Here is a 20,118-nt window from a genome sequence, read left to right on the forward strand (position 1 = left end):
TCGCCTCAGTTCTTGAACGGGAAACGGAAACCAGCCAGAAGAGCCTTGGCTTCTTCGTCGGTCTTGGCCGTTGTGGTGATGCTGATGTTCAGGCCACGCAGAGCGTCAACCTTGTCGTACTCGATTTCAGGGAAAATGATCTGTTCCTTGACACCGATGTTGTAGTTGCCACGGCCATCAAAGGCACGGCCAGAGATACCACGGAAGTCACGAACGCGGGGCAGAGCCACGGTCACGAAACGGTCCAGGAACTCATACATTTGCACGCCACGCAGCGTAACCATGCAACCAATGGCTTGGCCTTCGCGGATCTTGAAACCAGCGATAGCTTTCTTGGCCTTGGTCACCACGGGCTTTTGACCAGCAATCTTGGTCAGGTCAGCCACGGCGTTGTCCATCACCTTCTTGTCCGACACGGCTTCGCTCACACCCATGTTCAGGGTGATTTTGGTCAGACGTGGAACCTGCATGGGCGAGGTGTAACCGAACTGCTTGGTCAGCTCGGGGGCGACTTTGTCGCGGTAAATTTCTTGCAGTCGTGCCATGTTTACCCCTTAGGCCGCCTTGATTTCAGCGCCGCTGGACTTGAACACGCGAATGCGCGAACCATCAGCCTGCACCTTGATACCCACGCGATCAGCCTTGCCGGTAGCCGCATTGAAGATGGCCACGTTGGACTGATGGATAGGCATAGCCTTTTCAACGATGCCGCCAGTTGTGCCCTTCATGGGGTTTGGCTTGGCGTGCTTCTTGACCAGGTTAATGCCGTCGATGACCACATAAGAGTCATCTTTGCGCAGCGACACTGTGCCGCGCTTGCCCTTGTCGCGCCCTGTCAGCACGATGACTTCGTCGCCTTTGCGAATCTTGTTCATGGCGCGTCCTTAGAGAACTTCAGGAGCCAGGGACACGATCTTCATGAACTTTTCGGTACGCAGCTCGCGCGTCACGGGTCCAAAGATGCGGGTGCCGATAGGCTCCAACTTTGCATTCAGCAACACCGCAGCGTTGCCATCGAATTTGACGAGCGAACCATCGCCGCGACGAATACCCTTCGCCGTGCGAACCACCACTGCACTGTAAACCTCGCCTTTTTTGACGCGGCCACGTGGAGCGGCTTCTTTGATGCTCACCTTGATGATGTCGCCAACGCTTGCATAGCGACGCTTAGAGCCACCCAGCACCTTAATGCAAAGGACGGACTTAGCGCCGGTGTTGTCGGCAACCTCTAACCGAGATTCTGTCTGGATCATTTCAATATTCCCAACTTGCACCAGAAGACAACAGCCCCAGAGAACTTCTCAAGGGCTGCAAATCAGCCAGTCAGTCTTGGGCCCGTCGTCCGCACCGCAAACCATTTGCAGCACTTCCCGCTGGGCAGAAACTTCACGCTTTAAACGCGAAGCCTTTGATTATTGCAAACCTAAAGCGCCAAGTCAAGCGCCTATCACATTTCCGGACGCAAATATTGTTGTGCCAATGCCAAAAAAGCAGGCAACTGCGGGTCACAGCCCAATTCTTCTCGCAGGATCTCTGCAACGGCAGGGGCAACCTCCTGGGCCAGGCGTGCGTCCAGAAACAGCATGCGCGAGCGGCGGGCCAGAACGTCCTCAACGGTTCGGGCGTATTCAAAGCGCGCAGCGAACCGCACCATGGCTTCGGTCAGACCACCGCCCAGGGCGCGGGCAGCCCCAGGCAACCCCGCCACCTGCGCTGCATCTGCCCCGTAGGAATGCATACCGGGCGCATCGCTGATGCGGTGGCGCACCACTTCGGTGGGCGTTCCTACCAGTTGCAGCTGATTGGTCACGCCCGCAGCCTTGGGCTCAAGAGCCCCGGTTTCGAAGCATTTTTGCAAGACGTCTTCGGCCATGGCACGGTAAGTGGTCCATTTGCCGCCCGTCACGGTCACCAAGCCGCTGCGGCTGGCCAGTACGGTGTGCTCCCGGCTGATGCTCTTGGTGTTGCCACCGTCATCGTCCTGGGGCTTGACCAATGGGCGCAACCCCACCCAAATGCTGCGGATGTCCTCAGGCTTGGGCGCCCGGGTCAGGTAGCGGGCAGACTCGTTCAGAATGAAAGCGACCTCTTCCTTGAACGGCAAAGGCTCGCGCACCACATCCTGGCGGGGACTGTCCGTGGTGCCCAAAATGAGCTTGCCCAGCCAAGGAACGGCAAAAAGCACCCGCCCGTCCGCCGTCTTGGGCACCATCAGCGCATGGTCTGACGGCAAAAATTCTTTGTCCACCACGATGTGAACGCCCTGGCTGGGCGCCACGATGGGCTTGACGGGCTTGCCAATGGCCTCGCCGTCCATTTGGCGCAGGCCGTCCACCCACACGCCCGTGGCATTCACCACGCAACGCGCCTTGACCGTGAAAGCACGGCCAGTTTCTGCGTCTTCGCATTCGAATCCCGCCACGCGCCCTTCTTCGTGGATCAACTTCTTGGCAGGGCAATAGTTCACCAGCAGCGCCCCCCGGCTGGCAGCAGTGCGCGCCAGCGCCAGGGCCAGTCGGGCGTCATCAAACTGTCCATCCCAATACTTCACGCCGCCTTTGAGCCCATCCTTGAGGGCTGTTGGCAGGAGCTGCAAGGTACGTGCACGCCCAAGGAATTGCGTGGCACCCAGCCCGGCCTTGCCCGCCAGGGCGTCGTACATCATTAGGCCGATGCCGTAGAAGGGCGTCTCCCAAAAGCGGTAGGACGGCATCACAAACGGCAGGGGCTGCGCCAAGTGGGGTGCGTTGCTCAGCAGTGTGGTGCGCTCGTGCAAGGCCTCGCGCACCAGGGAGATATTGCCTTGCGCCAGGTAGCGCACACCACCGTGCACCAGCTTGGTGGCACGCGATGACGTGCCCTTGGCAAAATCGTGCGAATCCACCAGCACCACACTGAAACCACGCGCCGCCGCATCCAAGGCCACTCCCAGGCCCGTGGCGCCCCCGCCAATCACGGCCAGGTCATACAAGTGCGGCTGGGCCAAGCAGTCCAGAAGTTCGGCACGCGGGGTAGGAAGGGGGGCTGAAACATTGGTCATGGGTGCTGATTGTCCATGGGAGGCCACAGTTTTTAAGGGTTAACCCTTGATTTTGTAACGCCAGTGGAGGACTTCGGTGACAAACCTTGCGCCAGCTCCAGGCGGGCGCAAGGTCAGAGAGGAAACAAAAAAGACACAACCACCCTGGGGCCGACCACCACCATCGCCCCAGGGAGGGCGGCAGGCACGGCACACCTTGCTGTGCCGTGCGCTGCCATCAAACTACCCGCGCATCAGCGCACCTTGCCAGCCTTCCAGGCGTCCAGCAGGGTTTGGTAGGCGATGGTTTCGCCCTTCGGCTTTTCGTTGGCCAGCTTCTTCCAGGGGGCTTGCTTGTCGCTCAGCCACTTGTTGGCGTCTTCCTTCTTGTTGAGCTTGGGCGCGCAATGGGCCATGCCAGCGCGCTCCAGGCGGGCCATCACCTGGTCCATTTCGTCGGCCAGGGTGTCCATGGCGCCTTGCGGGGTCTTTTCACCCGTCACAGCCTGGGCTACGTTCTTCCACCACAGCTGGGCCAGCTTGGGGTAGTCGGGCACGTTGGTGCCGGTGGGCGACCATGCCACGCGGGCGGGGCTGCGGTAGAACTCGACCAAACCGCCCAGCTTGGGCGCGGCGTCGGTCATGGCCTTGGACTGGATGTCGCTTTCGCGGATCGGCGTCAGGCCCACCAGGGTCTTTTTCAGCGACGTGGTCTTGGCGGTCACGAACTGGGCATAGAGCCAGGCGGCTGCCGTCTTGTTAGCGTCGTGGTCCTTGAAGAAGGTCCAGCTGCCCACGTCCTGGTAGCCGTTTTGCATGCCTTGCTTCCAGTACGGGCCATTGGGGCCGGGGGCCATGCGCCACTTGGGGGTGCCGTCGGCGTTCACCACGGGCAGGCCGGGCTTGGTCATGTCGGCCGTGAAGGCGGTGTACCAGAAGATCTGCTGGGCGATCTGGCCTTGAGCAGGCACGGGGCCGGCTTCGCCAAAGGTCATGCCCGTGGCTTCCTTGGGCGCGTACTTCTTCATCCAGTCCACATACTTGGTCAGCGCATAGACGGCAGCAGGCGAGTTGGTCGCGCCGCCACGGGATACCGAGGCGCCCACGGGGGTGCACTTGTCGTCGGCCACGCGAATGCCCCACTCGTCGATCGGCAGGCCGTTGGGCGCGCCGATGTCGGCCGTGCCAGCCATCGACAGCCAGGCATCGGTGAAGCGCCAGCCCAGCGATGGGTCCTTCTTGCCGTAGTCCATGTGACCGTAAATGGCCTTGCCGTCGATCTGCTTGACGTCGTTGGTGAAGAACTCGGCGATGTCTTCGTAGGCAGACCAGTTCAGTGGCACGCCCAGGTCGTAGCCGTACTTGGCCTTGAACTTGTCCTTGATGTCCTTGCGCTCGAACAGGTCAGCGCGGAACCAGTACAGGTTGGCGAACTGCTGGTCGGGCAACTGGTACATCTTGCCGTCGGGCCCGGTGGTGAACTTGGTGCCGATGTAGTCCTTGATGTCGATGCCGGGGTTGGTCCACTCTTTGCCCGTGCCGCTCATGTAGTCGGTCAGGCTCATGATCTTGCCGTAGCGGTAGTGCGTACCGATCAGGTCCGAATCAGAGATCCAGCCGTCGTAAATCGACTTGCCCGACTGCATGGAGGTCTGCAGCTTCTCGACCACGTCGCCTTCCTGGATCAGGTCGTGCTTGACCTTGATGCCAGTGATTTCCTCAAACGCCTTGGCCAGCGTCTTGGATTCGTATTCATGGGTGGTGATGGTCTCGGACACCACCGAGATTTCCTTGACGCCCTTGCCCTGGAGCTTCTTGGCGGCGTCGATGAACCACTTCATCTCGGCCATCTGCTGGTCTTTGCTCAGCGTGGATGGCTGGAACTCACTGTCGATCCACTTCTTGGCCTCGGCCTCGCCGGCCCAGGCGGCTTGCCCCAGGGCCAGGGTAGCGGCGGCGAACGCGATCGCCGTGAACTGCATCTTCATTGTTGTCTCCTCAGATGGAACCCCCATGGTGGATGAACACCGGCCCTGGGGGGAATCGGGCCGGGGCTTGTCATCATCAAAAACAATAGCTGCCAGCGCTGGTAGCGTCTATGTTTCAGATACTTTTATGCCTGCAAGCATTCAAAATATTGCGCAGGCAGCTCACTTTTTAATAGCAGCCATCACCCCTTGCGCATCACCAGCGCCAGCAGCGCCATCGACAGCACAAAGCTGATCCAGATGGACGGATCGCCATCCAGACTGAACCACTGGGCCAGCTTGCCGCTGATGCCGACAAAAATCAGGTTCACATAGGCCGCCGACAGCAGCCCGATAAACAGCCGATCACCCCGCGTGGTCTCCAGCGGCAAAAAACCCTTGCGCACCGTGGTGGGCGATTTCACTTCCCACACCGTCATACCGATCAGCATGAGCACGATGCAAATGAAGAACACCGCCACGGGCAGCGTCCAGGCCATCCAATCAAACATTTGAAGCATTCCTTTCCAATAGCGTGGCGTCAGATACCGCCAAAGCACGTCCCCACTGGCACGCCCCAGGCCAGGGACGCCGAGCCAGGGCCGCCCCGCAGCGAGGGTGTCGTCCCCCTAGAGGGGGAAGGCGCCGCAGGCGACTCAGGGGGTGCATCACACCCGGCCCATCGCAAAGCCTTTTGCGATGTAGTGGCGCACAAACCAGATCACGATGGCACCCGGCACGATGGTCAGCACACCCGCCGCCGCCAGCGTGGCCCAGTCCATGCCGCTGGCGCTCACCGTGCGCGTCATCGTCGCCACGATGGGCTTGGCGTTCACGCTGGTCAGCGTGCGGGCCAGCAGCAGCTCGACCCAGCTGAACATGAAGCAGAAGAACGCCGCCACACCCACACCCGCCTTGATGAGCGGCAGGAAGATGGTGAGGAAGAAGCGCGGAAAGCTGTAGCCGTCGATGTACGCCGTCTCGTCGATCTCGCGCGGGATACCACTCATAAAGCCTTCCAAAATCCACACCGCCAGCGGCACGCTGAACAGCAGGTGCGCCAGCGCCACAGCGATGTGCGTGTCCATCAGCCCCACGGTGGTGTAGAGCTGAAAGAACGGCAGCAGGAACACGGCGGGTGGCGTCATGCGGTTGGTCAGCAGCCAGAAGAACACATGCTTGTCGCCCAAGAAGCTGTATCGCGAAAACGCATAAGCCGCAGGCAAAGCCACGGTGAGCGTGATCACCATGTTGATGCTGACGTAGATCAGGCTGTTGATGTAGCCCGAGTACCACGACGCATCGGTGAAGATGGTCTTGTAGTTGGCCCAGGTGAAGTGCTGCGGAAAGAACGAGAAGCTCGACAGGATCTCTTCGTTCGTCTTGAAGCTCATGTTGACCATCCAGTAGATGGGCAACAGCGCAAACAGCAGGTACGCGATCAGGAACAGCGTGCGCTTTTGGAAGCGTCTTTCATGCATGGCCGGCTCCTTCGTCGCTGGCGGTGCCCACGCGCTGCATCCAGTTGTAGAGGATGAAGCACAGCAGCAAGATGATGAAGAAATAAATCAGCGAGAACGCTGCGGCAGGCCCCAGGTCGAACTGCCCCACGGCCTTGGTCGTGAGGTATTGGCTCAGGAACGTGGTCGCATTGCCCGGCCCGCCACCCGTCAGCACAAAGGGCTCGGTGTAGATCATGAAACTGTCCATGAAGCGCAGCAGCACCGCAATCATCAGCACGCCGCGCATCTTGGGCAGCTGGATGTAGCGGAACACCGCCAACTTGCTGGCACCGTCAATACGGGCCGCCTGGTAGTAGGCATCCGGAATGGACCGCAGCCCCGCAAAGGCCAGCAGCGCCACCAGCGGCGTCCAGTGCCACACGTCCATCAGCAGCACCGTCAGCCACGCCTGCGTGGCGTTGCCGGTGTAGCTGTATTCAATGCCCATCTCCTGCAGCATCCGGCCCATCAGGCCAATGTCGGCCCGGCCATAGATCTGCCAGATGGTGCCCACCACGTTCCAGGGAATCAGCAGCGACAGCGCCACCACCACCAGCACGGCGGACGACTTCCAGCCCTGCGCGGGCATGGACAGCGCCAGCAAGATGCCCAGCGGAATCTCCACCGCCAGCACGGCCAGCGAGAAGGTGATCTGCCGCCATAGGGCCGAGTGCAGTTCCTCGTCGCGCATCACGGCGGCAAACCACTCGGTGCCCACAAACACGCGGCGCTCGGGGCTGATGATGTCTTGCACCGAATAATTCACCACCGTCATCAGCGGCAAGATGGCCGAGAAGGCCACGCAGATGATGACCGGCAGGATCAGGAACCAGGCCTTCTGGTTCACGGGCTTGGTCGTCGTGCTCATGCCAAAAGCTCCTCGTTTTGGTAATAGCAGGTGTGCTCGCCCAGCACCTGCAGCCACACCGTGTCGCCTGCCGATGGCAAGCGCGTCTCGGGGCTGAAGCGGGCCTTGAGCGTGTGCTCGCCCACCTTCGCGGTCAGCATCAAATAGGTGCCGATGTCTTGCACCTGCGCCACGCTGCACGCCAATGCGCCGGGCTGCTGCGCAGCGGCCAGTGCGAGGTATTCGGGGCGAATGCCCACCTGCAGCGAACCAGCGGGCAGCGCGCGCCCTGCGGGGGCCGCCAGGCGATGGCCCGCCACGGCCAGCTCGGCACCATCCGACTGCGCAGGCAGAAAGTTCATGCCCGGCGAGCCAATGAAGTGCCCCACGAACACATGCTGGGGCCGCTCGAACAGCGCATCGGCCGAGCCCACCTGCACCGCTTTGCCGCGTGTCATCACCACCACCTGGTCGGCAAAGGTCAGCGCCTCCACCTGGTCGTGCGTGACGTAGATCAGCGTGAGCTTGAGCTCGTGGTGGATCTGCTTGAGCTTGCGACGCAGCTGCCACTTGAGGTGCGGGTCGATCACCGTGAGCGGCTCGTCGAACAGCACGGCCGCCACGTCCGATCGCACCAGACCACGGCCCAGCGATATTTTTTGCTTCTGGTCGGCCGACAGGCCCGCCGCGCGCATGTTGAGCTGGTGGCTCATCTCCAGCATCTCGGCAATCGCGCCCACGCGCTCTTTGATCTGGGCTTCGGGCACCTTGCGGTTCTTGAGCGGGAAGGCCAGGTTCTCGGCCACCGTCATGGTGTCGTAGATCACCGGGAACTGGAACACCTGCGCAATGTTGCGCTCCTGCGGGCTGGCGCGGGTCACATCGCGGCCATCAAACAGCACCTTGCCGTGCGATGGCACAAGCAGGCCCGACATGATGTTGAGCATGGTGGTCTTGCCACAGCCCGAGGGGCCCAGCAGCGCATAGGCGCCGCCGTCTTCAAATTCCATCTTCAGGGGCAGCAGCGCATAGTCGCTGTCCTGCTGCGGGTGGGGCTTGTACGAATGCGCCAAGTCCAGACTGATACGCGCCATCTCAGCGACCTCCTTGTACGGCCAGGTGGCGGGCGGGCGCCCACACCAGGCGCTCGTCAGCGCCAAACACATAGGCCTGCGCCGGGTCCAGGTGCAAGGTGATGCCCGTGCCCAGTTCAAAGTAGTGCACGCCGGTGAGCTGTGCCACCAACTCGCCCCAGGGCGTGTGGGCATGCACAAAGGTGTCTGAGCCTGAGATTTCGGCCAGCTCGACCACGCCGCTCACGCTCACATCGCCGGGGCGCGCATGCACGCGCAGGGCACTGGCGCGCACGCCCACCGTCAGGGCGCCAGCGGCGCTGCCCGCGGGCAGCGGGATGGCCAGATCGCAACCGCCTTGCAACCGCACGCCTTGCGACAAGGGCGTAGCAGGGATCAGGTTCATCGGCGGGTCGCTGAAGGCGCGCGCCACGCTCAGTGAATTGGGCGTGTGGAACACCTCGGCCGTAGGGCCGTATTGCAGCAGCCGCCCTTGGTCGAGCACGGCGGTGTAGCCGCCTAGCAGCAGCGCCTCGCCCGGCTCGGTGGTGGCATACACCACGGTGGATTGGCCTGCGGCAAACAGCTGGGTCAGCTCTTCACGCAGTTCCTCGCGCAGCTTGTAGTCCAGATTCACCAGGGGTTCGTCCAGCAGCATCAGTGGCGCGCCCTTGGCCAGGGCCCGCGCCAGCGCCACGCGCTGCTGTTGCCCGCCCGACAGCTCTGCCGGGTAGCGGTCCAAAAACATGTCGATATGCAAACGGCTGGCCAGCTCGCGCACCCGGACTTCAATGTTCTTGTCGCCGCGCAGCTTCAGCGGCGAGGCGATGTTGTCAAACACTTTCATCGAGGGGTAGTTGATGAACTGCTGGTAGACCATGGCCACGTTGCGCTCGCGCACGGGCATGCCCGTCACGTCCACGCCATCCACCGTCACCTTGCCTGCGGTCGGCGTATCCAGTCCCGCCATGATGCGCATCAGGCTCGTCTTGCCCGCCTGGGTGGCGCCCAGCAGCACCGTCACGGCATTGCTTTGCAATGCCAGGCTCATGTCATAAAGCCAGGTCTGCGCACCTACCCTTTTGCTGATGCTGTCCAGTGCCAGCTGCATGAAGCATCCTCTTCCGGCCCAACGGCCTGTGTGACAAGACGACCCGCATAGATGCCAGCCGCCCATGATTTTCGATATTTTTCATTTTTGTTCTTTTTGATTCGAATTGAATCCAGGTTTACCCTTAATCATTTCGTTTTCGTTCGATTTAAAGTCCAACAAAGCGTACGGCGTTCGCTTTCTGTTCATTTCAGTTTCGTTACGATTCGATGACAAAACACCGCCTACACCAGCACAACAGGCACCCCGAACGCAAAAACCATCCGTCTGCCCGTGAACACCAACCCCCGCCAACTGCAACTGCTTGAAGAAGTGCGCACCCGCAAGTCCGCCACCGTGGAACAATTGGCCGACACCCTGGGCGTGACCCTGCAGACCGTACGGCGCGACGTGCAGCGCCTGGCCGAGTCGGGCCTGCTCACGCGTTTTCATGGCGGTGTGCGCGTGCCCAGCTCCACGGTGGAGAACCTGGCCCACACCCAGCGCGAAACCCTGCACGCCGAAGGCAAGGCCCGCATTGCCCGCGCCGTGGCCGAGCAGGTGCCGCACAACTGCTCACTGATCCTGAACATCGGCACCACCACCGAGGCCATTGCCAAGGCGCTGCTGCACCACCGAGGTCTGCGCGTCATCACCAACAACCTGAACGTGGCCGCCATCCTGTGCAGCAACCCCGAGTGCGAAGTCATCGTGGCTGGCGGCGTGGTACGCCCGCGCGACCGGGGCATCGTGGGCGAAGCGGCGGTGGATTTCATTCGCCAGTTCAAGGTGGACATCGCCCTCATCGGCATCTCGGGCATCGAGCCCGATGGCTCGCTGCGCGACTTTGACTACCGCGAGGTGAAGGTGGCGCAAACCATCATCGGCCAGGCCCGCGAGGTGTGGCTGGCCGCCGACCAGAGCAAGTTCAATCGCCCAGCCATGGTGCAGCTGGCCACGCTCAATCAAATCGGGCGACTGTTCACCGATGCGCCGCCGCCTGAGCCCTTCCCTGCCCTGCTGCAAGATGCCGGTGTGATCTGCACCGTGGCAGCCTGAAAGATGGAGTGCATCCCCCTGAGCCGCTTCGCGCCTTCCCCCTTCTCTCGAATTGCATTGCAATTCGAGAGAAGGGGGACACCGCCAGCGCCCACAAGCGAAGCGCCGCCTCTGCAGCTTGGCGGCCCTTGCGCGGCGGTCGCTGGCATCGGCTGCGCGCTTTCAAGGGCCAGCTCTCCAAGTTGGGGCCGAACTACATGCCTAACAAACCTATTCTTCTATGACCTACCTGCTCGCACTCGACCAAGGCACCTCCAGCTCCCGCAGCATCGTCTTTGACGAACGCGGCCACATCGTGGCGCAGGCGCAGCTCGAATTGCCGCAGATCTACCCCCAGCCCGGCTGGGTGGAGCACGACCCGCTGGAGATCTGGCGCACCCAGCTGGCCACCGCGCGCGATGCGCTGGCCAAGGCGGGCATTGCGGCCAACGCCGTGCGCGCCGTGGGCATCACCAACCAGCGCGAAACCACGGTGCTGTGGAACCGCAAGACGGGCCAGCCCGTGCACCACGCCATCGTGTGGCAGGACCGGCGCGCTGAACCCGCTTGCGCCCAACTGCGTGAACAAGGCCACGCAGCCACCATCCAGGCCAAGACGGGGCTGCTGATCGACGCATACTTCTCGGGCACCAAGCTGCAATGGCTGCTAGACCACGTGCCCGGCGCGCGTGAAGCCGCAGAGCGCGGTGAGCTGGCCTTTGGCACGGTGGACAGCTGGCTGATGTGGAAGCTCACCCATGGCCAGGTGCATGTGACGGATGTGAGCAACGCCTCGCGCACCATGCTGTTCAATGTGCACACCAACCAGTGGGACGACGAACTGCTGGCGCTGCTGCGCATCCCCAAGGCGCTGCTGCCCGAGGTGCTGCCCTCGGCCGCCCACTTTGGCGACACGGCGGCCGACCTGCTGGGCCACCCCATCCGCATCGGCGGCGTGGCGGGCGACCAGCAAAGCGCGCTGTTCGGCCAGGCCTGCTTCACGGCGGGCATGGCCAAGAACACCTATGGCACGGGCTGCTTCATGCTGATGCACACGGGCACAACCTTCCAGACCAGCCAGAACGGCCTGCTGACCACCAGCGCCGCACAGGCATCGACCCAGCCTGAGTTCGCCATGGAAGGCAGCGTGTTTGTGGGCGGCGCGGTGGTGCAGTGGTTGCGCGATGGCCTGCGCGCCATCACCCACAGCAGCGAAGTCGAGTCGCTGGCGCAAAGCGTGCCCGATTCGGGCGGCGTGATGATGGTGCCCGCCTTCACCGGCCTGGGAGCCCCGTACTGGAAGCCCGACGCACGCGGCACCATCACGGGCCTCACACGCGGCAGCACCATTGCCCACATTGCCCGCGCGGCGCTGGAGAGCATTGCCTACCAAAGCGCCGCCCTGCTGCTCGCCATGAGCCGCGACGCCGTGGCCGCCGGTGGCGCCCCGGTGAGCGAGTTGCGCGTGGACGGTGGCGCGTGCGTGAACGACCTGCTGATGCAGTTCCAGGCCGACCTGCTGGGCATTCCGGTGGTGCGCCCCGCCGTGATCGAGACCACCGCCCTGGGCGCGGCCTACCTGGCGGGCCTGTCGAGCGGCGTGTACGCCAGCACCGACGAGCTGTCCCAGCTATGGCGCGCTGACCGCCGCTTTGTCCCCACGCTGAGCAAAGCCCGCGCACAGGAGTTGATGGCGAACTGGGAGCATGCGGTGCAGCAAACCACGGCTGTATAGAGTGCATCCCCCTGAGGCGCTGCGCGGGAGCACTGGCATGGGCCGCGCCCAGATCGCAGGCGGGCTACCTCACCGAACTGAGGGGGGATAGAGTGGATCGGCGCGATTCTGGTGCTGATCTGCTTGCCATCAACTCCCATGCCCACCATGCAACGCGGATACCATCGCATGCCTGCGTTGACCATCATCTATTGCCTGAACCATGAGCACCACCTCTGCCCCCGCTTCTGCCTCCACCCTGCCCATCATCGCCTTCATCGGCGGCGGCAACATGGCCAGCGCCATCATTGGCGGGCTGATCCACCAGGGCCTGCCTGCCAGCCAGATCGAGGTGGTGGAACCCTGGGCCGAAGCACGCGAGGCGCTGCGCAAGAACTACGGCATTGAAGCCCAGGCCGAGGCGAGCGCGGCCCTGCAGCGCGCAGGCATTGTGGTCTGGGCCGTCAAGCCGCAAACCTTCAAGGACGCCGCCGCACAGGCCCAGGCCCACACGCAAGCTGCGCTGCACCTGAGCGTGGCTGCCGGTATCCGCTCTGACAGCATCGCGCAGTGGCTCGGCACCGAGCGCATCGTGCGCACCATGCCCAACACGCCCGCGCTGGTGGGCAAGGGCATGAGCGCCATCTACGCCCGCCCCGCCGTCACTGCGGCAGAGCGCCAGAGCGTAGAAGCAATCATGGCATCCACCGGCGAGTTCCTGTGGGTCGAAGAGGAGAAGCAGCTGGACGCCGTCACAGCACTCTCCGGCTCAGGCCCTGCCTATGTTTTCTACTTCCTCGAAGCCATGACCCGCGCGGGCGTGGACATGGGCCTGAGCGAGCAGCAGGCGCACCAACTGGCCGTGGGCACGTTTGTGGGGGCCTCTGAATTGGCCCGTCGCTCTGACGAGCCCCCCGCCGTGCTGCGCCAGCGCGTCACGTCCAAGGGCGGCACCACTTATGCGGCGCTGCAGTCCATGGAGGCAGCAGGCGTCGGCCCGGCGTTTGAGCGCGCCATGGAAGCTGCCCGCCAGCGAGCGAACGAGCTGGGCAACGAGTTCGGCGGCTGACGCCTAAAACATCAAGCAAATTAGCTGCTAGCGCTTATTAAATAAGCGCTAGCAGCTATATTTTTTATAGCACTTTCACCCAGTATGCAGTATGGGGAATACGCCCCTCAGCTTCGCATTTTCTTTAGCCAGGCCACCAACTCATCGCTGATGAGGGCCTGGTTGATGGCATCGTCCGGCTGCTGCACCCATTGGCGCACCCGGTTCACCGCCGTGAAGCCCACGTTGTCAAACTGTTTGCCTAAGCGCTGGATGTACGGAAACTTGGCCGACTGGTTGCTGACCCCTAAAAAGTGAAAGTACACGCCGTCGCCGCGTGTTTGAGAGGCGGTCAACAGTTCGGTCGTTCTGGCCTCATCGGCGCTTTCACCATCGGTCACAAAAAAGATCAGCGTCTGGCGGGGTTTGGCTGCGGGGGCAGGGGCAGCACCGCCCCCAAACAAGCGGCTCAGGAAGCCCTTGGGCTTCTCTGGACCCCAGCCAAAATCGGACAGAACGCGCTCCAGCACATACGAATAGTCGGTGGCGCCCATATAGCCGGGGCAGCCAATGATTTCGCGTTTCACGTAGCCCTCGTAGTTCTTGGCGCTCACATCGGCGGCGTGGTGCACGTTGCGGGCTCCATTGGAGAAGGTATAGACCTCCATCTTTTGGTCCGGGTCGAACAGCGCGGCCCAGGGGATCAGGCGTGTGAGCAGGTCGTTGGTCACGCCCTGGCGGTGCTCGTCGTCAAACGAGCCGGAGACATCCATCACAAACGCCACGTCCACTTTGGGCGGTTCGCTCACGCCCGCCTTGGCCAGGTTGAGCACCAGAGCTTGTTGCGATTTGTTCAGGTCCAGGGTGAGCGCCATGTTCGGTCGTCCGTCAAGTTAAGAGAGGTGGAGCAGGCCCAGCAGGCCTTGCAGTTGCTGCGCCAGGGCGTAGCGTTCGGTGTCATTCAACTGCCGCGCCTGGGTGGCCAGGGCCACTTTTTCTGTCCACGCAGGCAGGGCCATCAGCACGGTGTCCTGGATGCGGTGGATCAGCCCATCCAGGCTGTGCTGGCTGCCTTGGCGCAGCTGCAGGCCCCCATGGATGTGCAGCACGGTCTGCGCCAGCGCGCTGGCGCGTTGCAGCAAGGCATGGGCGCGTGGATCGGCGCCAGAGTCCAGCAGATCGGCCAGGTAGTGCGCGGCCAGGCTTTGCGCCTCCAGCCGCACGGCCAGCGGAGCCAGTTCGCTGCCAATGCCTTGCAGCTCGGCCTGCAGGCTGCGCAGGGCGGGCAAGGCCTCGGCCAGGTGCTGGCGCAGTTGCGCCAGCTCGCCCTGGCTGGCCTGCAACAGCGCGGCGGGCCCGGCACTGCTCTTCCAGAACAGCAGCGGCGACTTGGCGGGGGCCAGCCATTCGTCGGCAATGCCTTGCAGCAGCGCATGCAAACGTGCCACATGGCGCAGGCTGGTCTGCAGCGTGGTGGCCTGGGTGATCTGCAACGAGGCATCGACCAGCGCGCCATAGCGCTGCTGGGCCTCTTCGCCCCAGCGGGCGGCCTGGGTCGCGCTCAGGGTATTGACGATGGTGGCCTGCAGCAGGCGCTGGGCTTGCTGCAGCGCCTCGGGCATCGCGGCTGGAAAGCGCTGGACCAGCTCCGGCAGGCTGACCTCCACACCCCGGCGAATCGTGCCCGGCACCACCGAGGGCGGGGCCTTTTGCGCCCCGGGTGAAGCACTGGGCAATGCAATGGGTGCAACACCCGGCTGCGGCGCCACCGTGGTGGGCGCGGGGCGCGATGCCCCCTGCACCGTGGCAGGCACCCCACCCGGCGCTATGACCGTGGCCCGCAATCCCGGGCCAACTGCGGCGTCAGGCCCCGGCGTGGCGGCTGCTTGCGCCTGCGGGCTGGCAGGGGTGTGGGTGATGACTTTGGGCTTCATCCGGCAAGGGGCATGGATTCAAAGGGGGCGTTACAGAACAAGAACACGGACTGCGCCCCCGCCTCGCCGCTCACGAAAAGTGCGACAGGATGAAGTTGAAATCGCCGTTGAACCCGCTGCCTGCGGCCAGGTAATGCCAGCCGCTGCCGTCCAGCAGCAGGCTGCCCATCTGCACCGCGTTGAAAGGACCGAATTCGTTGGACAGCAGGTACTCGCCCAGCACCAGGCCCTGGTCGTTCTTGATGCGGATGCCCGCGTTTTTCACGGACGAGAAGTTGGCGCCGGATGCGGCGTGGATGGTCACGAAGATCGGGATCTCGTTCACGCCCGCAGGGATCTTGCTGCCGTCAATCGACAGGGTTTCGTCCACGTCCAGGTTCACGCCGGTGCGTGCATCGCCCGAGTGGGTGATGCCGCCTTCGGGCGTGGAGAACGAGCCATCGGCGTTGGTGGTCAACACGCCTTGCGGGTTGGTCTTCTTGGCGTTGTAGGTGCTCAGCACCTGGTCAAAGCTGGTGACCTTGGCGCCACCGCCGCCATTGCTGGCCAGCAGCGCATGGGTGTCCAGGTCGTGCGCCGAATCCCACGACAGCTCCACCGTAAAGCGCGCGGGCTTGGCCAGGTTCAGAGACAGTTTGGGGGCGGTATCGCCGGGCTTGGAGAGCTTCAGTTCAAGGGCCATGTCGGTTTCCTTCGGGGCAACATCAGGGGGTGTCTGGGCGCCCCGCCCTCACAGCGCATTGCGCGGGGCGGGCCGGGGGCCAGGGTCAGTATTTCAGGGCCTGGTCGGGGCGCAGCTGCTGGCCCACGGCCAGCATGTCCTGGCGGGCCTGGGCAAACATCTCGCGCGCCTGGGCAAACTTTTGCTGGTTGTCGGCACGGGCTTGCTCCACCACGCCCACCAGCTGCGCGGTGTCGGCCACGATGGCCTGCAGCTGCTGCGCCTGGGCCAGGCGGTTATCGCCCGGTGCGTTGGCGGCCTTGGTCACCACGTCTTTCATCAGCGCCGAGCGCACACCCGCCAGGTTCTGGTCCAGCGCCGCGCCCTGGTCGGCCAGTTGCTGCACCGACTGGGTGACCAGCGCGCCGTGCAAGGTCAGCAGGGTCATCTTGATGCTGGCAAAGCGGCTCGATGCGGTGGTGGTGGTTTCTTGCAGCGTGGCAATGGCGGCGTTTTGCAGTTGCCGGATTACCAGCTGGTCGGCCGGCAGGCGGCTGAGCGTGCCTTCGAGCGCCAGCGCGCGCGATTCCAGCGCCTGCAGCTTGTCTTTGAGTTCGGTAACGTGGGCCGTGTCTTGCGGGTTGCCGGGCTGGGCGCTTTGCTCGGCCTGGGCCACCTGCTCGCGGGCACGCGCCAAAAACAGCGACAAAAAGGCCACCACCACGACAAAGTCGCTGTAGCGGTCGCGGTACGAATCCTTGAGCTGCTCCAGCGCACGGATTTCGGTGTCGAGCTTGTGCTGCTCTTGGCGCAGCTCGCCGTCCATCTTTTGCACCACATCGACCAGCGTCTTGGTCTTGCCCAGGGCGAGGCGGCGGGTTTCTTCCCACACGGCGGCCAGCGCCTTGGCTGCAGCCGCCTTGTTGAACAGGCCACCAATGCGCGAGAGCAAAGTGGGTTCGGGGTTCAGGATGCGCTGCGCCAGCGCGGGCAAGTCTTCCTTGTCGACGGCCTCTTTGAGGCTGGCGATCAGCTTGAAAATCTTGGGATCGTTGCCCTGATCGATGCGCGAGAGAAAGCCGTCGAGCGTGCGGTGCAGGGCCGTTTCCACGTCGCCCCCCAGGGTGACGACCTCGCGCGTGGGCAGAGTCAGAAAGTCCACCTGCGACAGGTTTTGCTGCACCAGCTGCTGCTGATCGGCGTGGAGCGTGACGGGAAAGTGCGCAGGCAACGCCACAGGAGCGGCCGAAACCGCCGCCATGGACACCGCCTCCTGAGCGGGGGGCTGCGTCACCAAGGCGTTGCCGCCAATCACAGTCGCGGCCAGTGGATTGCGGGTCATGGGCTTCTCTGGGAGTTCATCAACAGCGGCGGAGTTTAATGGCGAACCCATGGCGCTGCGGCTAGCGCCAAGGCTGCGCGCACCCTCTTCAATACACCCCTTGAGGGCACTTGGCCTTGTGGGCGGGCTTGATCTCTACGGGTTGCCACCGGTCATCCAAGGCCCACGCACTGGCGCGCTTGCGCGTGATCTGGTTGCCCTTGCCCAGGCTGCTCACATTGATGGCGACCACCTTGTTGAACTTGCCAAAGCTGCAATCAATCTCAAACTCCAGCCCCTCTTTGACGGAGACCACAGGCAGGAGAACCTCCACCAGTTTCAGCGGGGACTTGGCCATTTCTGCGGGGGGCAGGCTGTCGTAGGCGCTTGTCACGTCCACCACAAAGCCGGCCCGGGAGAATTGCTCCAGTCCATTGCCTGGGGCGTTACCTGCGGTGCTGCCTGCGGTCGACTTTGCCCAAAAGCCCGCGCTCTTGCCCGCCACGGTGTCAGACGACAGGTTGGACCATTGCTGGCGCAGTTCTTTGCGCGATGGCAAGGGCCCAACGGAGGGCTGCGGCGCTGAAAGGGGCGCGGGCGCAGCGGACGGCGCGGCAGCCGCTGGTGAGGGCGCCGCCTTGGCCACAGGCATGGAGGCCGCTTCGCCCTTGAATTGGTACTTGCCATCAAACGGCACATCGCCCCAGGCACTGGCACAGGTCTCGACATGCAGCTGCATGCCGCCTGCCGCACGCTTCAAGGTCATGCTGCAACGGCCTTCGCTGAAGCTCCAGCCGCCGGGCGCGTCGGACAAACGGCCTTCGCCAGCGCCGCTGCGCAACTGGCCCGGCTTGCCGATCTCTGAGACTTCCAGCGTGAACTTGCCATTGGGCTTGACGGTCAACACGCGCTCGAACCGGCTGTCGCTGGCGTCATACACACCGGCCTTGGGGTAAGGGCTGTAGTCGCCAGACAGTGCGGGGGCCGCCAGGCTCAGCAGCGCAGCCCCGGTGAACAGGCAACGTGCAGCACGAGGGAAGGTGGGTGATTTCATGCAAGCCAGACGAGGAAAAGGGGACAAGGAAGGGGGAAACCAGCACCCATCGCTCGGCCGACCGAGGCTGCACAGGGCGCACGATCTTATCGAGCCCCCTGCCCAGGAAAGCGCCACAGAGCGCCAACCACACACCTCCCAACAATCCTTACACCTTGCAACCACCCACACCACGGGCCTAGAAACTGGGGCCACTTTGACGCACTCCGCCCAAGAGGCCTCCGAGCGATCGTCAGGCTGCGGGCTGCGCTAGCGCCGTGCAGCCTCAAGCGCCAACAAACCCCATCCACCGCAGCAGGTAGCTGCCCGCAATGCCCGCAAACACCGTGGCGCCCAGCCAGTGGTTGATGCGGAACGCCTTGAAGCAGCCCTCGCGGGTGCGCGTGCGGATCAGCGTGAAGTGCCACACGGCCTGAGCCAGCGCCGCAGCAAGCGCTATATAAAAAATAGCGCCTAGCGCATAAGGAGCAAGCGCTACAGCCCAAATTCCTATGAAAAGCAGATAGAACAGCACAATACCCGCCACATCGAACCGCCCCAGGGTGATGGCCGAGGTCTTGATGCCGATCTTGAGGTCGTCATCGCGGTCCACCATGGCGTACTCGGTGTCGTAGGCCAGCACCCAGAACATATTGCCCAGCCACATCCACCACGCCACGGCAGGCACGCTGCCCTGCACCGCCGCAAAGGCGATGACGATGCCAAAGTTGAACGCAATACCCAGCACTGCCTGCGGCATGGAAATGATGCGCTTGGTGAACGGGTAGGCAATGGCCACCAGCACGGCGGGCACGGACCAGAGGATGGCGGCGGTGTTGGTGGTGAGCACCAGGCCAAACGACACCAGCGCCAGGACAGCCCCCAGGCCCAGGGCCTCCTTGACGGAAACCTGCCCAGTGGTCACGGGCCGCTGCGCGGTGCGCTTGACGTGCTTGTCAAAGTCGCGGTCGGCCACGTCGTTCACGCAACAACCGGCGCTACGCATGAGGAGGGTGCCCAGCACAAACACAATCAGCAGGTGCCAGCCGGGGAAGCCGTCCGCCGCAATCCACAGCGCGCCGAGCGTGGGCCACAGGCACACCAACCAGCCTGCGGGGCGGTCCCAGCGGATGAGGTCGAGATAGAGCGAGAAGCGGCTGCGGGGGGCGTCGGGTGTGGTGGTGGCGGTCATGGGGCGGGATTTTCACCCATGCCCGGCGCGGACATGAAAAACGCCCGGGGCCTTTCGGCCACCGGGCGTGAGCGTCACCAAGCAGTGAGGTGTTTGCGCTTCTGATTTCTTATTCTTCGAGCAGCGAGCGCAGCATCCACGCCGTCTGTTCGTGCACCGTCAAGCGCTGGGTCAGCAAGTCGGCCGTGGGCTCGTCGCTGGCCTTGTCGGCCAGGGGGAACAGGCTGCGTGCGGTGCGGGCCACGGCTTCGTGGCCTTCGACCAGCACGCGCACCATGTCCAGCGCCTTGGGGGGTTTGGCAGGGGCGTCGGGCACGGTGGCCAGCTTGCCAAACTCGGCGTACGAGCCCGGAGCCACATGGCCCAGCGAGCGGATGCGCTCGGCAATCGGGTCCACCGCGTTCCACAGTTCGGTGTACTGCGCCATGAACATGGTGTGCAGCGTGTTGAACATGGGGCCCGTCACGTTCCAGTGGAAGTTGTGGGTGGTGAGGTACAGGGTGTAGGTGTCGGCCAGCAGGCGCGACAGACCCTGGGCGATGGCAGCGCGGTCTTTGTCGCTGATGCCGATGTTGATGCTGGGGGCAGAGGTCTTGCCGGGTGCGGCTTTGCCAGAAGCTTTGGCCATGGGTGAGGTTCCTTCCGTGCGGAGAACATGAAACACCCCGCGTTGCGCGGG

Annotated in this window: 20 protein-coding genes; 3 read left to right on the plus strand and 17 right to left on the minus strand. The window is 63.4% G+C overall.

What is annotated here, in order from left to right; all coding sequences use genetic code 11:
• Positions 1-5: 5 nt before the first annotated feature.
• The 10 genes from rplE to C8C98_RS05500 all read right to left on the minus strand — a co-directional run bounded on the left by rplE (position 6) and on the right by C8C98_RS05500 (position 9,519).
• Positions 6-545 carry a 50S ribosomal protein L5 gene (rplE, locus tag C8C98_RS05455; RefSeq protein WP_099656885.1) on the minus strand — a complete coding sequence of 180 codons (540 nt, stop codon included), beginning with the start codon at positions 543-545 and terminating at the stop codon, positions 6-8.
• A 9-nt stretch (positions 546-554) separates the two neighbouring features.
• A complete protein-coding gene (gene rplX / locus C8C98_RS05460; protein ID WP_099656886.1) occupies positions 555-875 on the minus strand; it encodes a 50S ribosomal protein L24 in 321 nt (106 codons plus the stop codon).
• A gap of 9 nt (positions 876-884) precedes the next feature.
• Positions 885-1,253 carry a 50S ribosomal protein L14 gene (gene rplN / locus C8C98_RS05465; RefSeq protein WP_007861702.1) on the minus strand — a complete coding sequence of 123 codons (369 nt, stop codon included), beginning with the start codon at positions 1,251-1,253 and terminating at the stop codon, positions 885-887.
• 194 nt (positions 1,254-1,447) lie between these two features.
• Positions 1,448-3,040: a glycerol-3-phosphate dehydrogenase/oxidase gene (locus C8C98_RS05470; RefSeq protein ID WP_121453439.1), complete on the minus strand. Its 1,593-nt coding sequence runs from the start codon at positions 3,038-3,040 to the stop codon at positions 1,448-1,450.
• 233 nt (positions 3,041-3,273) lie between these two features.
• The gene (locus C8C98_RS05475; RefSeq protein ID WP_121453440.1) at positions 3,274-5,007 is read right to left on the minus strand and encodes an ABC transporter substrate-binding protein; all 1,734 of its coding nucleotides are present in this window, start codon (positions 5,005-5,007) and stop codon (positions 3,274-3,276) included.
• Between the two features lie 182 nt (positions 5,008-5,189).
• The gene (locus tag C8C98_RS05480; protein ID WP_121453441.1) at positions 5,190-5,498 is read right to left on the minus strand and encodes a DUF2160 domain-containing protein; all 309 of its coding nucleotides are present in this window, start codon (positions 5,496-5,498) and stop codon (positions 5,190-5,192) included.
• 156 nt (positions 5,499-5,654) lie between these two features.
• Positions 5,655-6,467, minus strand: coding sequence for a carbohydrate ABC transporter permease (locus C8C98_RS05485; RefSeq protein ID WP_121453442.1), 813 nt, complete (start codon positions 6,465-6,467; stop codon positions 5,655-5,657).
• Positions 6,460-7,356, minus strand: coding sequence for a carbohydrate ABC transporter permease (locus C8C98_RS05490; protein ID WP_121453443.1), 897 nt, complete (start codon positions 7,354-7,356; stop codon positions 6,460-6,462). Before C8C98_RS05490 ends, C8C98_RS05485 begins: the two co-directional genes overlap by 8 nt.
• Positions 7,353-8,429, minus strand: a complete 1,077-nt coding sequence (locus C8C98_RS05495; RefSeq protein ID WP_121453444.1) for an ABC transporter ATP-binding protein — start codon at positions 8,427-8,429, stop codon at positions 7,353-7,355. The genes C8C98_RS05490 and C8C98_RS05495 overlap by 4 nt, the downstream gene beginning before the upstream one ends.
• 1 nt (position 8,430) lies before the next feature.
• The gene (locus C8C98_RS05500; RefSeq protein WP_121453445.1) at positions 8,431-9,519 is read right to left on the minus strand and encodes an ABC transporter ATP-binding protein; all 1,089 of its coding nucleotides are present in this window, start codon (positions 9,517-9,519) and stop codon (positions 8,431-8,433) included.
• Between the two features lie 273 nt (positions 9,520-9,792).
• Between C8C98_RS05500 and C8C98_RS05505 the strand changes: the two genes are divergently transcribed.
• The 3 genes from C8C98_RS05505 (at position 9,793) to proC (ending at position 13,319) form a co-directional block, all read left to right on the plus strand.
• A complete protein-coding gene (locus tag C8C98_RS05505; RefSeq protein ID WP_121453446.1) occupies positions 9,793-10,557 on the plus strand; it encodes a DeoR/GlpR family DNA-binding transcription regulator in 765 nt (254 codons plus the stop codon).
• A 220-nt stretch (positions 10,558-10,777) separates the two neighbouring features.
• A complete protein-coding gene (gene glpK / locus C8C98_RS05510) occupies positions 10,778-12,271 on the plus strand; it encodes a glycerol kinase GlpK (RefSeq protein ID WP_121453447.1) in 1,494 nt (497 codons plus the stop codon).
• Between the two features lie 202 nt (positions 12,272-12,473).
• Positions 12,474-13,319 carry a pyrroline-5-carboxylate reductase gene (proC, locus tag C8C98_RS05515; protein ID WP_121453448.1) on the plus strand — a complete coding sequence of 282 codons (846 nt, stop codon included), beginning with the start codon at positions 12,474-12,476 and terminating at the stop codon, positions 13,317-13,319.
• A gap of 107 nt (positions 13,320-13,426) precedes the next feature.
• Here proC and C8C98_RS05520 read toward each other — a convergent pair whose 3' ends face one another.
• From C8C98_RS05520 to C8C98_RS05550, 7 genes are all read right to left on the minus strand, one after another.
• Complete coding sequence (locus C8C98_RS05520) at positions 13,427-14,173, minus strand: VWA domain-containing protein (protein ID WP_121453449.1); 747 nt, start codon at positions 14,171-14,173, stop codon at positions 13,427-13,429.
• Positions 14,174-14,191: 18 nt separating this feature from the next.
• Positions 14,192-15,232 carry a hypothetical protein gene (locus C8C98_RS05525; RefSeq protein ID WP_121453450.1) on the minus strand — a complete coding sequence of 347 codons (1,041 nt, stop codon included), beginning with the start codon at positions 15,230-15,232 and terminating at the stop codon, positions 14,192-14,194.
• A gap of 70 nt (positions 15,233-15,302) precedes the next feature.
• On the minus strand, positions 15,303-15,914 hold the full coding sequence (locus C8C98_RS05530; RefSeq protein WP_121453451.1) for a TerD family protein: 612 nt from the start codon (positions 15,912-15,914) through the stop codon (positions 15,303-15,305).
• A gap of 85 nt (positions 15,915-15,999) precedes the next feature.
• Positions 16,000-17,235: a hypothetical protein gene (locus tag C8C98_RS05535; RefSeq protein ID WP_121453452.1), complete on the minus strand. Its 1,236-nt coding sequence runs from the start codon at positions 17,233-17,235 to the stop codon at positions 16,000-16,002.
• Between the two features lie 88 nt (positions 17,236-17,323).
• Positions 17,324-18,268, minus strand: a complete 945-nt coding sequence (locus C8C98_RS05540; RefSeq protein WP_121453453.1) for a hypothetical protein — start codon at positions 18,266-18,268, stop codon at positions 17,324-17,326.
• A 265-nt stretch (positions 18,269-18,533) separates the two neighbouring features.
• Positions 18,534-19,439, minus strand: a complete 906-nt coding sequence (ubiA, locus tag C8C98_RS05545; protein WP_121453454.1) for a 4-hydroxybenzoate octaprenyltransferase — start codon at positions 19,437-19,439, stop codon at positions 18,534-18,536.
• Positions 19,440-19,548: 109 nt separating this feature from the next.
• Positions 19,549-20,067 carry a Dps family protein gene (locus tag C8C98_RS05550; RefSeq protein WP_121453455.1) on the minus strand — a complete coding sequence of 173 codons (519 nt, stop codon included), beginning with the start codon at positions 20,065-20,067 and terminating at the stop codon, positions 19,549-19,551.
• Positions 20,068-20,118 lie beyond the last annotated feature (51 nt).

Source organism: Acidovorax sp. 106, from assembly GCF_003663825.1.
Taxonomy (GTDB): Bacteria; Pseudomonadota; Gammaproteobacteria; order Burkholderiales; family Burkholderiaceae_C; genus Acidovorax.

What these genes read in the sequence shown, in the direction of transcription:
- C8C98_RS05475 (WP_121453440.1), bottom strand. Translation starts at nt 5,007, where the DNA reads ATGAAGATGCAGTTCACGGCGATCGCGTTCGCCGCCGCTACCCTGGCC.
- proC (WP_121453448.1), top strand. Translation starts at nt 12,474, where the DNA reads ATGAGCACCACCTCTGCCCCCGCTTCTGCCTCCACCCTGCCCATCATC.
- C8C98_RS05550 (WP_121453455.1), bottom strand. Translation starts at nt 20,067, where the DNA reads ATGGCCAAAGCTTCTGGCAAAGCCGCACCCGGCAAGACCTCTGCCCCC.
- C8C98_RS05490 (WP_121453443.1), bottom strand. Translation starts at nt 7,356, where the DNA reads ATGAGCACGACGACCAAGCCCGTGAACCAGAAGGCCTGGTTCCTGATC.
- rplX (WP_099656886.1), bottom strand. Translation starts at nt 875, where the DNA reads ATGAACAAGATTCGCAAAGGCGACGAAGTCATCGTGCTGACAGGGCGC.
- C8C98_RS05530 (WP_121453451.1), bottom strand. Translation starts at nt 15,914, where the DNA reads ATGGCCCTTGAACTGAAGCTCTCCAAGCCCGGCGATACCGCCCCCAAA.
- C8C98_RS05535 (WP_121453452.1), bottom strand. Translation starts at nt 17,235, where the DNA reads ATGACCCGCAATCCACTGGCCGCGACTGTGATTGGCGGCAACGCCTTG.
- rplE (WP_099656885.1), bottom strand. Translation starts at nt 545, where the DNA reads ATGGCACGACTGCAAGAAATTTACCGCGACAAAGTCGCCCCCGAGCTG.
- ubiA (WP_121453454.1), bottom strand. Translation starts at nt 19,439, where the DNA reads ATGACCGCCACCACCACACCCGACGCCCCCCGCAGCCGCTTCTCGCTC.
- C8C98_RS05540 (WP_121453453.1), bottom strand. Translation starts at nt 18,268, where the DNA reads ATGAAATCACCCACCTTCCCTCGTGCTGCACGTTGCCTGTTCACCGGG.
- C8C98_RS05495 (WP_121453444.1), bottom strand. Translation starts at nt 8,429, where the DNA reads ATGGCGCGTATCAGTCTGGACTTGGCGCATTCGTACAAGCCCCACCCG.
- C8C98_RS05525 (WP_121453450.1), bottom strand. Translation starts at nt 15,232, where the DNA reads ATGAAGCCCAAAGTCATCACCCACACCCCTGCCAGCCCGCAGGCGCAA.
- C8C98_RS05470 (WP_121453439.1), bottom strand. Translation starts at nt 3,040, where the DNA reads ATGACCAATGTTTCAGCCCCCCTTCCTACCCCGCGTGCCGAACTTCTG.
- C8C98_RS05485 (WP_121453442.1), bottom strand. Translation starts at nt 6,467, where the DNA reads ATGCATGAAAGACGCTTCCAAAAGCGCACGCTGTTCCTGATCGCGTAC.
- glpK (WP_121453447.1), top strand. Translation starts at nt 10,778, where the DNA reads ATGACCTACCTGCTCGCACTCGACCAAGGCACCTCCAGCTCCCGCAGC.
- C8C98_RS05480 (WP_121453441.1), bottom strand. Translation starts at nt 5,498, where the DNA reads ATGTTTGATTGGATGGCCTGGACGCTGCCCGTGGCGGTGTTCTTCATT.
- C8C98_RS05500 (WP_121453445.1), bottom strand. Translation starts at nt 9,519, where the DNA reads ATGCAGCTGGCACTGGACAGCATCAGCAAAAGGGTAGGTGCGCAGACC.
- rplN (WP_007861702.1), bottom strand. Translation starts at nt 1,253, where the DNA reads ATGATCCAGACAGAATCTCGGTTAGAGGTTGCCGACAACACCGGCGCT.
- C8C98_RS05520 (WP_121453449.1), bottom strand. Translation starts at nt 14,173, where the DNA reads ATGGCGCTCACCCTGGACCTGAACAAATCGCAACAAGCTCTGGTGCTC.